Source organism: Pseudomonas sp. MF6755, assembly GCF_016405635.1.
Taxonomy (GTDB): domain Bacteria; phylum Pseudomonadota; class Gammaproteobacteria; order Pseudomonadales; family Pseudomonadaceae; genus Aquipseudomonas; species Aquipseudomonas haemolytica.
In genome coordinates, this window is the sequence record NZ_JAEKDA010000017.1 from 59,523 (window position 1) to 73,472 (window position 13,950).

The following is a 13,950-nucleotide window of genomic DNA, read 5'->3' on the forward strand; positions in this document are numbered from 1 at the left end:
GCGTCAATTCGCAGCGAGAAGACGTCTAACAGTGGCAAGGATCGTATCAATGTTGAATGGCTTATCCAAAACCGCATCAAACAAATCCGATCTTTCCATACCCAGGTGCGCTTGCGCTCCGCTGATCAAGATGATCGGCAAGTGATTAACGGCAGGCAAGGCGCGCACGGCATTGGCGAATTCGAGGCCGTCCATGACAGGCATCATGAAGTCGGTGATGATCAGGGCTGGCCGTTCTCGCTCAAGCACCTCGAGTCCTTTTTGGCCATTGCTGGCCTTCACCACCATGAAGCCTTCATCCTCCAGCGCATAGCCGAGAATATCAGCGATCAAGTATTCGTCGTCGACGACCAGGATAGTGGTCATGTGAATTCAACCTGAATCAATGACTTAGGAAGATGAACCGTGCAGCGCTGTAGGAGTGGGAACTGGCGGTTCATTGCTTGAAGCCTTTTTCAGATCAACGTCTTGGTCACGGATGACCACTTCAAATCGCGAAGGGTCATAAGAGCTATCTCTTACTTTAAGAATGGAAATAGTCCGGCTTAGTTCAGAGTGATTCTCGAAGAAGCGCATAAGCATCAGGTTGTCGACGATGCTGGAGAGATCAGAGTTCGGCGAGCTGACCTCGGAGCCAAAAAGATCACGCATCTCCCAGGACGCAAACACGGTCACGCCCCTGGAGCGCAGTTCGTTCATCAGCGCACTGTAAAAGTCAGTGATCCGGGCAGGGCTCGTGGAAACCCGCGTCATGCCGCTGAGGCTATCGATGAATAAACGCTTGATCCCTTTTTCTTCGACGATGCTCAGCAGTCGTGCGCCCAGCCCGTCTAGAAGACCTTCGGTGGTAGGTTGCCAGGTGATGCTCAACGCCCCGCTTTCTTCCATGCCCTTGATATCGATACCCAGAGATTGGCCTTTCAGGCGTAACCGCTCCGGGCTTTCATAGAAGCCAAAATGCAGCCCCGGTGATTGCACCGTCGATTCGCTCAGGAATTTGAGCCCCAGCGTGGTCTTGCCAATTCCAGAGGGGCCCATGACCAACGTCACGCTGGAACTGTAAAGGCCCCCGCCCAATATGGTGTCCAATGAACCTATGCCACTGGCGATGCGCGTCATATCAGCGCTGTCGGGTGCGGACGGGTGGCTGTAGAGGCTTTCCAGGCGCGGATAAACCACCAAGCCCTTTTCAGTGATTTCACACTCGTGAAGCCCAGTCAGCGCCGCGCTGCCACGGGTTTTACGCAGTTGAATACGACGCGCCGAGCGAGTGCCATACAGCTCTTCGCCCAACTCAATGACGCCGTCAACCATGGTGTGCTCGGGGCTGCCGTCATCCAGCCGTGAACTGGTGAGAAACAATACGGTGCATCCAGCAAATGCGGCGTGCCCTTGCAATTCCGAGATGAACTTCTTCGTGTCGATAGGCGAGTCGGCTTTAGAGCGCGCGTTGAGCAAGCCGTCCACCACCATGACCGTGGCCTTCTGACGGCTGATCTCGCGCCTTAGTAGTTTGACGACTTCATCCAGGCCTTCATTTTCCAGGGTGTCAAATGCGCTGACGAACTGGATTTCGGCTCCTACCAGGGCTGAGTCGAAAAAGCTCAAGGTCGACAGGAATTGAAAAAGACGGTCGTGGGATTCGGCAAGCAGTGTGGCAACCAGGACCCGGCCTCCATTGCGCGCATGATGGAAGCCAAGTTGGTTGGCGAGAATCGTTTTGCCAGATCCCGGACGGCCCTGAACAATGTAGGAAGCACCTGAGACAAGCCCTCCTTTAAGCAGAGCATCCAGGCCTTCTATTCCACTTTGAAGGCGATTTAACTTTTCCACAATGCGACCCTGATCTGAAAAAACACGCGGTTAAACCGAATGTGTAGGATGCTAACGCCATTTCTGTGCTGGAGCTATCGACACTTCTGCAACGGATAAAATCAAATTACCGCCGCGCTCTAACGATTGAGTCTCTACGACTCGCCATAGGGTGTACTATCAAATTCTGCCCATCAGAAATTAGTTAGCCATGTCCGCGCTAAACGAAGAGAGCCGCCAGATCGTAGCGTCTCTGGCGCAACGGGTTGGCCCTAATGCTGATACTGCAAGGATCGCGCAAGCGATTGTCTCGACCTTGCAGGCTATTGACGCAGCCCTTACCCCCATCATTGGTCAGCAGGGGGTAACCGCGCTTTATCGACGCAGCCTTCATCTGTGCGCTACCCGGCACCCGCGCGTGGCCCACCTGTCTGAACGCGTGCAAACCTCGCTGGATCTGAAAGCGCTTGATTCTGTACTTGTTACAGAAAGCGAAGCAGACGCCTTGTTGTTTGGTGAAGTGATGCTGACCACCTTTTACGAACTGCTCACTACGCTGATCGGGCCCTCGCTCACCGCACGCTTACTTCGCGACGTGTGGACACCTTCTTTGAGCGACACATCTGCGCAGGAAAATTCGCCATGAACACCAAAGTGACTATCAATCGCCTGGCCACCGGAGTTCCAGGGCTGGACGAGGTGCTGGGCGGGGGATTGCCGGAGTTTTCGTTCAACCTTATCGCCGGCCCGCCTGGCTGTGGCAAAACCACCCTGGCGCATCAAATGATGTTTGCCTTGGCGACACCCGAGCGCCCGGCACTGTTTTTCACCGTGCTCGGCGAGCCGCCGTTGAAAATGCTGCGCTACCAACAGCAATTCGACTTTTTTGACAGTGAAGCCATCAATCAGTCGATCCGCTACATCAACCTGGCCACTGACACCCTGGCTGGGGATTTGGATGAAGTGTTACGCCGTATCGTTGCTGAGGTTGAGGCCCACTCTCCGGCGCTGGTGTTTGTCGACTCGTTCCGTTCAGTGGTGCTGGCGAGCCAGACACAGGACAACCCCAACAATAACTTGCCGCAGTTCGTTCAGCAGTTGGGCATGTTGATGACCACTTGGCAGGCAACCACCTTCCTGATTGGCGAATACTTCAGCGAAACCGACACCAATCCGATTTTCACTGTGGCCGATGGCCTGATCTGGCTGCGCCAGAGCGTTCAGCGCAACTCCATGGTGCGCAAGATGGAAATCATGAAGATGCGCGGCCAGCCGACGTTACCGGGGCTGCATACCTTTCGCATCGCCACCTCGGGCATCCGGGTGTTTGCGCCGGCGCCACTCAATCCGGTTGAACCACCCCCTAGGTCTGCGATGCAGCGCCTGAAAATGGGTGTGCCACAACTCGACGAGATGCTCGGCGGCGGCTTGCCCCGTGGCTACTCCCTACTGGTGGCCGGCCCATCGGGTTCGGGCAAAAGCATTCTCGCTGCGACGTTCCTCGCCGAGGGCGCTCGCAATGGCGAGACCGGGGTGATAGCGGTATTTGAACAGCGCCCCAATCGCTCTCAGAACGCCATCCTCGCGGGTTTGATTCAGGGCGGTAAGGTCGGTTTGGTCGATAGCCGTGCGCCGGACTTGTCCATCGATGAAATCGTCCAGTTGCTGTTGAGCGAGATCACCCGGCTGAACGCCACCCGCGTGGTGATCGATTCGCTGTCAGGCTTCGAACTGGCGCTCGCGCCGACCTTCCGCGAAGACTTCCGTGAGTCGTTGTCGCGCATGGTTACCGCCCTTACCAGCGCAGGGGTTAGCGTGTTGATGACGTCCGAGCTGGAGGACCGCTACACCGATCTGCGCTTCAGTCCTTACGGTACGGCATTTCTCACCGACGCAATTATCGTCCAGCGCTATATTGAAGTGGAGAGCCGTTTGCTGCGGATCATGGCGGTGGTCAAGGTGCGGGCTAGCGCTCACTCCGACGAACTGCGGCTGTACCGCATCGACGATGACGGCGTGCAGATCGGAGAGAGGTTGCCGGATAAAGAGGGGTTGCTAGGGGGACGACCTACCCAACAGCGTACGGTCACATTCCAGGGATGAGCGAAATATCATGAGTGAGGCTGACGGCAAGAATAAGCAAGCGATTGCCACCGCAGCACGCGAGCTGTTCCTTCTCGGCCAGAAAACGGTCGCAGCGCGTGCGGTGCTCGCATCGGTGCACAAGGAGCTTAACCAAGCCCATAGCCAACTCCTCGATAATTTGCAGGTCGAGCAACTGATTGAAGCCAACCAGCAGTTGGTGCTCGCCATTCTTTCGGCGCAGTCGGAGGCTGAAAATCCGAAGATCGCTCAGGCCGAGCAGCAAATGTACCTTGAGATGCGCGAGGCCAATGAGCAATTGGTCATAGCCGCGCTTAGTGCACAAGACCTGCAGGTTGCGGCGGAGGATGCGCTGAAGCAGCAACGCAACTTCCTCAACCTGGTGGCCCACGAACTGCGAAACCCTCTCACGCCCATTAGTCTGATTGCTGGCAGGTTGGTACGAGTGCCGAGCGAAGAGTTGCCGCGCATGCAGATGCTGATAGAGGGGCAGGTGAAGCAGATGTCGCGGCTGGTTGAAGACTTGCTCGACATTGCCCGCGCCAGCACGGGCAAGTTTCATCTTGATTGCCAGCGTGTCGATCTGGCTCAGATCATCCTTGAGGCAATAGAAACCTGCACCCCGGTGATGGTCGCTCACCACTTACATTTCAGCGCGCAATTGCCAGAGCGTGCGTTGATGGTCTATGGCGATTCGGCACGCCTCACTCAAATTCTCGGCAATCTTCTAGGCAACGCAGCCAAGTACACGCCGGTGGATGGCGCAGTCACCTTTACGGTCACCGCCGACGCCGATCAACTTCACATTCGAATCTGCGATACCGGTATCGGTATAACGGCCGACGCGCTACCGTTCATCTTTGACCCCTTTGTGCAGGATGTTCACGCGGTTGGTTTCAATGGGGCAGGCCTGGGCATTGGTCTGACGGTCGTGCGTGAGTTGATCGCAGCCCACGGCGGCACAGTGACCGGTACAAGCCAGGGGGCCGGGAAGGGAAGCGAGTTTAGGGTAACGTTGCCCTTGATCCATTAAATGTTTATTGGATGATAGAACCGACAATTACCGCGGAGTCGGTGCGCTGATGCGCTGGCACGCGACTCGGCAACGCGCATAAATAGACCAATCGGTGCGGTGTTTCCCTTTCCTCTGTAGGAAGCGGCCTATCTTGCCTCCCAGTGCTTGAAACGCTTCCCTGCGGGCAATAGCCTCGGATTTTTCTTAAACACGAGGCCCTACCTTGGGTAAACGAAAAACGGTTTGGCCCACGGATCGCGAAATCCGTTTGCGGTTTATCCTCTTTGCGGTGATCGACGCCGCGACTGTACAGGGCGTCTCTGCCGAATTGCTGTTGGCGGCGCACAAGCTGCTGCGCGACTCGCCTTCGCAAAGCCAGTTGCGCGATGCCTTGAACGATATCCTGGCCACCGACGAAATGTACGGTTTCCGCTTTCCGGCAGGGTCGGAGGCGGATGATCTGATGCGGGCGTTGGCAGCGGCGGACGGCTAAATCGGGTTCGATACTGTTTTGCAAGCGTCCTGGTCCGTCAATAAGGCGTGACCTGACGGGCGTGCCTGCCTTCCCATCACTGTTCGCGTGGTGGGCCAGGCCTGTCACGTTCCCGAATTCCAAGGACCTGCCCCAATGCTGCTGCGCCAACCCCCGTTCCTTTTTGCCGCCCTGGCCTTCAGCTCGTTGGTACAGGCCGAAGGCCTGCAATTGGCGCCGGTCGAAGTCACCACCACTGAGGCCAGCGCCGGCGAAATCGCCCAGGCTCAGCTCCAAAGCGTGCCCGGCGGCACCAACTTCATCGATATGAACAGCGTGCAACAGGGGCGGGTCAGCAGTAACGAGGATGTCTTCAAGTACCAGGCCGGGGTGTATGCCAAGGCGGCGAATAATGAAGGGGTGAAATTGTCCATTCGCGGCTCGGGCCTGAACCGCAGCCCCGGTGCCCATGCCTCCGGCTTGTACGAAATGTTCGACGGCCTGCCGCTTACCGGCCCGGGCGGCACGCCCTATGAACTCAAGGACCCGCTGTGGCAGAGCCGGGTGGAAGTGCTGCGCGGCGCCAATGGCTTCGATCAGGGCGCGTTGGCCTTGGGCGGCTCGGTCAATTACGTCACCCGCACCGGCTACGATGCGCCCAAGCTGCAAGTACGCTACGAGGCCGGTAGCCGCGGCTATACCCAGCGCGAAATCAGTTCGGGCCAGGTGCTGGGGGATGCCGACTACTACATCAGCCTCACGGATTCGGCCTCCGACGGCTATCAGCATCAAAGCGCCGGCACCGGCAAGGGCATCGCCGCCAACTTCGGCTACCGTTTCAACCCGGACCTGGAAACGCGCTTCTACTTGCGTTACCGCGAAACCACCAACGATTCCCCCGGCAAGCTCACGCGCTACCAGATCAGCCATGACCCGCGTGCCGCCAACAGCCTCAACGCTGCCCGCGATTCAAAACGCCTGCAACCGGGCTCTACCTGGATTGCCAACAAGACCACCTTGCAACTGGATGACGCCTCAAGGGTCGAGGTCGGGCTGGCCTATCACGACTACCCCATGGACCTGCGCGAAGGCACCAATCGCCTGAAAGTCGCCTACACCGATATCAGCGGCACCCTGAACTACATCCGCCAGGACAGCCTGTTCGGCCATGCCAGCAAAACCACCGTCGGCCTGCGCACCACCCAGGCGATGCCGAACAATGGCGCCTCGGAATACGTACGCACCCCCGCTGGCAATACCGCCACCTATGCCCCCGGCACCAAAACCCGTGATTACAGCTACCTGGGTTCCGACACCGTGCTGCATGTAGGCAACGAGCTGGAACTGGTAGAGGACCTGTGGCTGACCACCGGCCTCGCTGCGATCTACACCCGCCGTGAAACCCAGGTAACTTACCCCGACGGCCAGGCACCGGTCAGTCAACATGACTGGGACTACGCACCGCGCATCGGCCTGCGCTACGACTTCACCGCGCAATTGCAGCTATACACCAACCTGAGCCGCTCGGTAGAGCCGCCGCACGCCTGGTCGATGATCTGGGGCTCCAACAAGTACTTTACAGCTGGGCCTGCGAATGGGTTGGCACGCGAAGGCGTCAGTCTGAAGAACCAGACCGCCACCACCCTGGAAATCGGCGGACGCGGTGAAGCCTGGCTCGGCCAGTGGGACCTGGCACTCTACCGCTCCGAAGTACGCCACGAGCTGCTCTCCGTAGAAACCCAGGCCCAGACCGCCAACAGCAGCGCCATCATCGCCGAATCCAATGCCAGCCCCACCGTGCACCAAGGCGTGGAACTGAGCCTGCTCAGCCCTCTATGGGACGGCGGCCGCAGCGGTAGGCTCGACCTGCGCCAGGCCTATACCTTCAGCGACTTCCACTACCGCAACGACGACCGTTTCGGTGGCAACACCTTGCCTGGCATTCCCAAGCACTACTACCAGGCGCAAGTGCGCTACAGCCATCCGACGGGTTTCTACACCAGCCTCAACACCGAGCACGCCTCGCGGATCGCGGTGGACTACGCCAATTCCTACTACGCTGCGGCCTACACCACCCTCGGCGCCACGTTCGGCTACGACGCACCCAAACAGGACTGGCAAGCCTGGGTCGACCTGCGCAACCTCACTAACCGTCGCTACGCCAACACCGTGACACCGGGTTACGACGACAAAGGCATGGATGCGGCACGCTCCACCCCCGCAGATGGACGTGGCATCTACACCGGCGTGTCGTGGAGCTGGCGTTGATGGGCATTCCGCGCTAGATCAGCCTTCCTGCTGGCGCAGGCGCTTGTACAGGGTGTTGCGGCTCACCCCCAGCTCCCGCGCCAAGAGGGAAATATTCCCGCCGACGGCTTGCAGGCGTTGGCTCAGGTCGAGGCTTTCATCCAGGCGATCCGGGCCGCATGGCGGCGCCACCGCATTCAAATCCACAAAAAAATCATCGGGCAGATGTTCCGCGCGAATCGGCTGCTCTTCGGCCATCGCCAACGCTACCTGCAACACGCTGCTCACCTGGCGCAAATTCCCCGGCCACGGGTGCTGTTCGAACAACGCCAGCACCTCGGCACTCAGCCCGGCCCACTGGGTCGGCTCACGATGTTGCTGCCACAGTTGCTGGAACAACGCCTGTTTGTCGGTGCGCTCGCGCAACGGCGGTAGCTCCAGGGTCAGGCCGCCGATGCGGTAGTACAAATCCTCACGAAAGCGCCCGGCCTGCACCAACTCCCGCAGCGCCCGGTTGGTCGCCGAGATGATGCGCAAGTCCACCGGGAACACCTCACTGCTGCCCACTGGCTGCACGCAACGCTCTTGCAACACGCGCAACAGGCGGGCCTGGGTCGGTAGTGGCATATCGCCGATCTCGTCGAGAAACAGCGTGCCCTTGTCAGCCTTGCGGATCAGGCCGATGCTGCCTTTCTGATTGGCGCCGGTGAAGGCGCCTTTTTCGTAGCCGAACAGTTCCGATTCCACCAGCTCAGCGGGAATTGCCGCGCAGTTCACCGCGATAAAAGCCTGTCGGCTGCGGGAGCTGGCCTGATGCAGGGCTTTGACGAACACCTCTTTGCCCACGCCAGTCTCGCCATGGATCAGCAATGGAATGTCTTTTTCCAGCAGGCGCTCGGCTTGGCGCACGGCTTTCTCCACGCGCGCATCGCCAAAATGCAGGGTCTTGAGGTTGAGCGAGGTCGGCGTTGGCGCCGGCGCCGGCGTCGGTTCATTGAACACCCGCGCTTGCACCGGCATCTGTTTGGGCCGTTTCAACAGGCACTGGAACCGGTTGCGTCCTGCCGCCTGCAACGAGAACGGCAAGCCTTCCGGCTGGTTGAGCAACTCCAGCAACGACACCTTGAACAAACGGTCGATCATCACCCGCGACAGGCTGATGCCCAGCAGGTTATCCGCACGCCGGTTGGCCGACAGCACCTGGCCGGTTTCATCAAAGATCAGCAGGCCGGCCCACTGGCTGTCGAGGTTGCTCAAGCCGGTGTTGAACGTCAGTTGAAAGTGTTCGCCGCGAAACAGGTTGAGGATCAGCCGGTTTTCCACGGTCTGGCTCATCATCTTCACCATGCCGAGGGTGTGGGAGGGCGGCAGGTAGCTGTCGCTGGACACGTCCAGCACGGCGATGATTTCGCGCTGGGCATCGAAGATAGGCGCTGCTGAGCCGGTCATGAAGCGGTTGGCCTTGAGGAAGTGTTCGTCGTGTTCAATATGCACGGCCTGAGCACAGGCCAGCGCGGTGCCGATGGCGTTGGTGCCGCTGGAACGTTCCATCCAGCTGGCGCCGGGGCTGAAACCGCGGGCCAGCCCGGGTTCGATAAACCGCTGGGTGCCCCACGAAGTCAGGACCTGACCCTGATTGTCGGCCAGCATGATCAGGCAGTTGGAATTGCTGAGGATGTTTTCATAGTAGGGCAGCACTTCCTGCTGGGTGGTCTGCACCAGTGAGTGTTGGCTTTCCAGCAGTTGGCGAATGCCTTCGGCGGGCAACTGGTCAAAGCTGGGGGCGCTCTGGTGATCCAGGCCAAAGGCGCGGCAACGGCGCCAGGAATCCTGGATAAGGGTGTCGTGAGCCAGTGGTTCGGCCATGGTGCGACCTTCGTTTTTATTGTTATCGGGCGTGCACAATTCAACTATTGGAATGGGTTCAAGCCCCCTCCCACATTTTTATCCTGTGTTGGTCATGAGAGTGTTGTTCAGAACTGTTCATTGTCAACCCCGACAGTGTTCAGTTGTTCAGCCAGATTGTTCACGCCTGAACATCACGATTAACCCATTTCCTTGCGCATCAAGCGCTTGCGTTTTTGGCACGAAACTCGCTCTGACACCTGGCCAGATTCACTCCAATAATAAAAAGGGCGTGTCATGTCATTGACCCTGGAACATGTCTCCCGCGTTGTCGACGGCCAAACCTGGATCGACGATGCCAACCTGCGTTTCGAAGCCGGCTCCTTCAACGTCTTGCTCGGCCGCACCCTGTCCGGCAAGACCAGCCTGATGCGCCTGATGGCCGGCCTGGACAAGCCTGACAGCGGGCGCATCCTGATGAACGGTGTGGATGTCACGCAAAAACCGGTGCGCCTGCGCAACGTGTCGATGGTCTACCAGCAGTTCATCAACTACCCGACCATGACCGTGTTCGAAAACATCGCCTCGCCGTTGCGCCAGGCCGGTGTATCCAATGAGCTGATCCAGAGCAAGGTACTGGAAACCGCCAAGATGCTGCGCATCGAGAAATTCCTGCAGCGCCATCCACTGGAACTGTCCGGTGGCCAGCAGCAACGGACTGCCATGGCCCGTGCCTTGGTGAAGGATGCCGAACTGATCCTGTTCGATGAGCCGCTGGTCAACCTGGACTACAAATTGCGCGAAGAACTGCGTCAGGAAATGCGCGAACTGTTCAAGGCGCGCCACACCATCGCCATTTACGCCACCACCGAGCCCAATGAAGCGCTGGCCCTGGGTGGCACCACCACCATTCTTCACGAAGGCCGGGTGATCCAGAGCGGCAAGGCCGCCGAGGTCTATCACCAACCGCAAACCGTGCTCGCCGCTGAGCTGTTCTCCGAGCCGCCGATCAACCTGATGCCAGGGCGTATCAGCGGTAATGAAGTGAGCTTCGCCAACTGTGTACATTTCCCGCTCAACGTCGACCTGCGTCCCATCGGCGAAGGCGAATTCCGCTTTGGCGTGCGCCCCAGCCATATCAGCCTGGTGCCAAGCAACGACGATGACCTGGAGCTGGCGGTAACCGTGGAAGTCGCCGAGATCAGCGGTTCGGAAACCTTCCTGCATGTGCGCAGCGAACATTTCCTGCTGGTACTGCACCTGCCGGGGGTGCATGAGTACGACGTCGACGCGCCGATCCGCGTGTATATCCCCACCCATAAACTGTTTGTGTTCGATGGCCAGGGCCGTTTGGTCCAGGCCCCCGGGCGCCGTGTCGCGAGGGTTGCCTGATGGCCGAGATCCACTTGCGCAACCTGGCCCATAGCTACAGCCCTACGCCCACTGGGCCTGAGGACTACGCCATCAGGGAAATGAACCATGTATGGGAGCAGGGCGGTGCCTACGCCTTGCTCGGGCCGTCGGGCTGCGGCAAGTCCACGCTGCTCAATATCATTTCCGGCCTGCTCAGCCCCTCCGAAGGCCAGGTGTTGTTTGATACCCAGGTGGTCAACGACCTCACCCCGGAGAAACGCAACATCGCCCAGGTGTTCCAGTTCCCGGTGGTGTACGACACCATGACAGTGTTCGACAACCTGGCCTTCCCGCTGCGAAACCAGGGTATGGCCGAGGCGAAAATTCACAGCAAGGTGCAGGAAATCGCCGAAGTCCTCGACCTGCAAAACCTGCTGAGCAAAAAAGCCCGCAACCTCACCGCCGACGAAAAACAGAAAGTCTCCATGGGCCGTGGCCTGGTGCGCGACGACGTCTCGGCGATCCTGTTCGACGAGCCGCTGACGGTGATCGACCCGCACCTGAAATGGAAGCTGCGGCGCAAGCTCAAGCAGATCCACGAGCAATTCAATATCACCATGGTCTACGTCACCCACGATCAACTGGAAGCCTCCACGTTCGCCGACAAGATTGCGGTGATGTACGGCGGGCAGATCGTGCAGTTCGGCACACCACGTGAATTGTTCGAGCGGCCAAGCCACACCTTTGTCGGCTATTTCATCGGCAGCCCTGGGATGAATCTGATCGAAGTGCAGGCCAAACCCGGCGGCGTAGGGTTTGCCAACACGCTGCTGCCGTTGTCCGAGGCGTTGCAGCAACGTATCCATGCAACCGACTGCAAAAAACTCCAGGTCGGCATCCGCCCGGAATTTATCCATGTGTGGGACGAGTACAACCCTGACGCTCTGCAAGCGGATGTCGTGCATGTGGAAGACCTCGGTACCTACAAGATCATGACCCTCAACCTCGACGGCGCCACGCTCAAGGTGCGCCTGGCTGAAGACAAGCCGGTGCCGCAGGGCAGGGCGTCGATCAGCTTCCCCGCGCAATGGCTGATGCTGTACGCCGACGATTACCTGCTGGAGGTGGCGCCATGAACAAGGTGCAGAACAACAAGGCCTGGTGGCTGGTGTTGCCGGTGTTCCTGCTGGTGGCGTTCAGTGCGGTGATCCCGATGATGACCGTGGTCAACTACTCGGTGCAGGACATTTTCGACCAGTCCAGCCGCTACTTCGTCGGCGCCGACTGGTACAAGCAAGTGCTGCTCGATCCTCGCCTGCACGACTCCTTGCTGCGCCAGTTCATCTATTCGGCCTGTGTCTTGCTGATTGAAATTCCGCTGGGTATCGCCATCGCCTTGACCATGCCCACGAAGGGCCGCTGGTCCTCGCTGGTGCTGATTATCCTCGCCATTCCGCTGCTGATTCCGTGGAACGTGGTCGGCACCATCTGGCAGATTTTTGGTCGTGCCGACATCGGCCTGCTGGGTTCGACCCTCAACGCCATGGGCATCAGCTACAACTATGCGGCCAACACCATGGACGCCTGGGTCACCGTGCTGGTGATGGACGTGTGGCACTGGACCTCATTGGTGGCGCTGCTGTGCTATTCCGGCTTGCGCGCCATTCCGGACGTGTACTACCAGGCCGCGCGGATTGATCGCGCATCGGCCTGGGCAGTGTTCCGACATATCCAGTTGCCGAAGATGAAAAGCGTGCTGCTGATCGCGGTGATGCTGCGGTTCATGGACAGCTTCATGATCTACACCGAGCCCTTCGTGCTCACCGGTGGCGGGCCGGGTAACGCCACCACCTTCTTGAGCCAGACGCTGACCCAGATGGCCGTAGGCCAATTCGACCTGGGCCCGGCGGCGGCGTTTTCCCTGGTGTACTTCCTGATCATCCTGTTGGTGTCCTGGCTGTTCTACACCGCCATGACCCATTCCGACGCCAACCGCTGAGGCCGCCAACATGAGCAAGCGCAAGCTTATTCCGTTACTGATTTATATCCTGTTCCTGCTGGTACCGATCTACTGGCTGCTGAACATGTCCTTCAAGAGCAACATCGAAATCCTCGGCGGTCTGACCCTGTTTCCCCAGGATTTCACCTTGGCCAACTACAAGGTGATCTTCACTGACCCGAGCTGGTACACCGGCTACCTCAACTCGTTGTATTACGTGAGCCTGAACACGGTGATCTCCCTGAGCGTGGCGCTGCCGGCGGCCTATGCGTTCTCGCGCTACCGCTTCCTGGGTGACAAGCACCTGTTCTTCTGGCTGCTGACCAACCGAATGGCGCCCCCGGCAGTGTTTTTGCTGCCGTTTTTCCAGCTGTATTCATCCATTGGCCTGTTCGATACGCACATCGCCGTGGCCCTGGCCCATTGTTTGTTCAACGTGCCGTTGGCGGTGTGGATCCTCGAAGGCTTCATGTCCGGTGTGCCCAAGGAAATCGACGAAACCGCCTACATCGACGGCTATAGTTTCCCCAAGTTCTTTGTGAAGATTTTTATCCCATTGATCGGCTCCGGCATCGGCGTCACGGCGTTTTTCTGCTTTATGTTTTCCTGGGTCGAACTGCTGCTGGCGCGCACGCTGACCTCGGTCAACGCCAAGCCCATCGCGGCGGTGATGACGCGCACGGTCTCGGCCTCTGGCATTGACTGGGGCGTGCTGGCAGCGGCGGGGGTGTTGACCATCCTGCCGGGCATGCTGGTGATCTGGTTTGTTCGTAACCACGTGGCCAAGGGCTTTGCCCTCGGCCGGGTCTAGAGGAATCAATGATGGAATGGATGGCCTGGACCACCCCCACCGCGCTGTTCTTTGGCGGCATCGCCCTGATCCTGGCGGGTATGACCACCTGGGAACTGCGTTCGCCGAGCATCCCCCGGCGCGGGTTGCTGCCGATCAGCACCACCCGTGGTGATCGCTTGTTTATCGGTCTTCTCGGCAGCGCCTACCTGCATTTGCTGGTGATCGGCGTTACCGACTGGAGCATCTGGGTGGCGTCCGCGCTCTCCCTGGTATGGCTGTTGAGTGTGATGCGTTGGGGCTAGTGCCCTTAT

General features: G+C 58.9%; 13 protein-coding genes. 10 read left to right on the top strand and 3 right to left on the bottom strand.

From position 1 onward, the window contains the following. Positions 1-3 precede the first annotated feature (3 nt). The gene (locus tag JFT66_RS22460; protein WP_198860177.1) at positions 4-366 is read right to left on the bottom strand and encodes a response regulator; all 363 of its coding nucleotides are present in this window, start codon (positions 364-366) and stop codon (positions 4-6) included. A 24-nt stretch (positions 367-390) separates the two neighbouring features. After that, positions 391-1,836, bottom strand: coding sequence for an ATPase domain-containing protein (locus JFT66_RS22465; RefSeq protein WP_198860218.1), 1,446 nt, complete (start codon positions 1,834-1,836; stop codon positions 391-393). 187 nt (positions 1,837-2,023) lie between these two features. Between JFT66_RS22465 and JFT66_RS22470 the strand changes: the two genes are divergently transcribed. From JFT66_RS22470 to JFT66_RS22490, 5 genes are all read left to right on the top strand, one after another. Next, on the top strand, positions 2,024-2,458 hold the full coding sequence (locus tag JFT66_RS22470; RefSeq protein WP_198860178.1) for a hypothetical protein: 435 nt from the start codon (positions 2,024-2,026) through the stop codon (positions 2,456-2,458). Beyond that, the gene (locus JFT66_RS22475) at positions 2,455-3,915 is read left to right on the top strand and encodes an ATPase domain-containing protein (protein ID WP_198860179.1); all 1,461 of its coding nucleotides are present in this window, start codon (positions 2,455-2,457) and stop codon (positions 3,913-3,915) included. The genes JFT66_RS22470 and JFT66_RS22475 overlap by 4 nt, the downstream gene beginning before the upstream one ends. Before the next feature lie 10 nt (positions 3,916-3,925). Then, entirely contained in the window at positions 3,926-4,948 is a 1,023-nt protein-coding gene (locus JFT66_RS22480; protein WP_198860180.1) for a sensor histidine kinase, read from the top strand. A gap of 205 nt (positions 4,949-5,153) precedes the next feature. After that, entirely contained in the window at positions 5,154-5,423 is a 270-nt protein-coding gene (locus JFT66_RS22485) for a hypothetical protein (RefSeq protein WP_198860181.1), read from the top strand. Between the two features lie 135 nt (positions 5,424-5,558). Further along, entirely contained in the window at positions 5,559-7,670 is a 2,112-nt protein-coding gene (locus JFT66_RS22490; protein ID WP_198860182.1) for a TonB-dependent receptor family protein, read from the top strand. A gap of 18 nt (positions 7,671-7,688) precedes the next feature. Here the strand turns inward: JFT66_RS22490 and JFT66_RS22495 are convergent, their stop codons facing one another. After that, a complete protein-coding gene (locus tag JFT66_RS22495) occupies positions 7,689-9,515 on the bottom strand; it encodes a sigma-54-dependent Fis family transcriptional regulator (protein ID WP_198860183.1) in 1,827 nt (608 codons plus the stop codon). Positions 9,516-9,791: 276 nt separating this feature from the next. On the opposite strand from JFT66_RS22495, the gene JFT66_RS22500 reads away from it, so the two are divergent. Genes JFT66_RS22500 through JFT66_RS22520 form a run of 5 tightly spaced genes read left to right on the top strand, consistent with a single transcriptional unit; the run spans position 9,792 to position 13,941 of the window. After that, entirely contained in the window at positions 9,792-10,886 is a 1,095-nt protein-coding gene (locus JFT66_RS22500) for an ABC transporter ATP-binding protein (RefSeq protein ID WP_153839328.1), read from the top strand. After that, entirely contained in the window at positions 10,886-11,983 is a 1,098-nt protein-coding gene (locus JFT66_RS22505; protein WP_153839329.1) for an ABC transporter ATP-binding protein, read from the top strand. The genes JFT66_RS22500 and JFT66_RS22505 overlap by 1 nt, the downstream gene beginning before the upstream one ends. After that, positions 11,980-12,846: a carbohydrate ABC transporter permease gene (locus JFT66_RS22510; RefSeq protein ID WP_005789024.1), complete on the top strand. Its 867-nt coding sequence runs from the start codon at positions 11,980-11,982 to the stop codon at positions 12,844-12,846. Before JFT66_RS22505 ends, JFT66_RS22510 begins: the two co-directional genes overlap by 4 nt. A gap of 10 nt (positions 12,847-12,856) precedes the next feature. Beyond that, positions 12,857-13,657 (top strand): carbohydrate ABC transporter permease, encoded by an 801-nt coding sequence (locus JFT66_RS22515; protein WP_198860184.1) that lies wholly within the window; start codon positions 12,857-12,859, stop codon positions 13,655-13,657. Positions 13,658-13,668: 11 nt separating this feature from the next. Then, positions 13,669-13,941: a DUF2160 domain-containing protein gene (locus tag JFT66_RS22520; RefSeq protein ID WP_014718862.1), complete on the top strand. Its 273-nt coding sequence runs from the start codon at positions 13,669-13,671 to the stop codon at positions 13,939-13,941. The last annotated feature ends 9 nt before the right edge of the window (positions 13,942-13,950 follow it).

Excerpts from the sequence above, each read along its gene's own strand:
- JFT66_RS22460 (WP_198860177.1), bottom strand. The coding sequence starts at position 366 with ATGACCACTATCCTGGTCGTCGACGACGAATACTTGATCGCTGATATT.
- JFT66_RS22470 (WP_198860178.1), top strand. The coding sequence starts at position 2,024 with ATGTCCGCGCTAAACGAAGAGAGCCGCCAGATCGTAGCGTCTCTGGCG.
- JFT66_RS22475 (WP_198860179.1), top strand. The coding sequence starts at position 2,455 with ATGAACACCAAAGTGACTATCAATCGCCTGGCCACCGGAGTTCCAGGG.
- JFT66_RS22480 (WP_198860180.1), top strand. The coding sequence starts at position 3,926 with ATGAGTGAGGCTGACGGCAAGAATAAGCAAGCGATTGCCACCGCAGCA.
- JFT66_RS22490 (WP_198860182.1), top strand. The coding sequence starts at position 5,559 with ATGCTGCTGCGCCAACCCCCGTTCCTTTTTGCCGCCCTGGCCTTCAGC.
- JFT66_RS22495 (WP_198860183.1), bottom strand. The coding sequence starts at position 9,515 with ATGGCCGAACCACTGGCTCACGACACCCTTATCCAGGATTCCTGGCGC.
- JFT66_RS22500 (WP_153839328.1), top strand. The coding sequence starts at position 9,792 with ATGTCATTGACCCTGGAACATGTCTCCCGCGTTGTCGACGGCCAAACC.
- JFT66_RS22505 (WP_153839329.1), top strand. The coding sequence starts at position 10,886 with ATGGCCGAGATCCACTTGCGCAACCTGGCCCATAGCTACAGCCCTACG.
- JFT66_RS22510 (WP_005789024.1), top strand. The coding sequence starts at position 11,980 with ATGAACAAGGTGCAGAACAACAAGGCCTGGTGGCTGGTGTTGCCGGTG.
- JFT66_RS22515 (WP_198860184.1), top strand. The coding sequence starts at position 12,857 with ATGAGCAAGCGCAAGCTTATTCCGTTACTGATTTATATCCTGTTCCTG.
- JFT66_RS22520 (WP_014718862.1), top strand. The coding sequence starts at position 13,669 with ATGGAATGGATGGCCTGGACCACCCCCACCGCGCTGTTCTTTGGCGGC.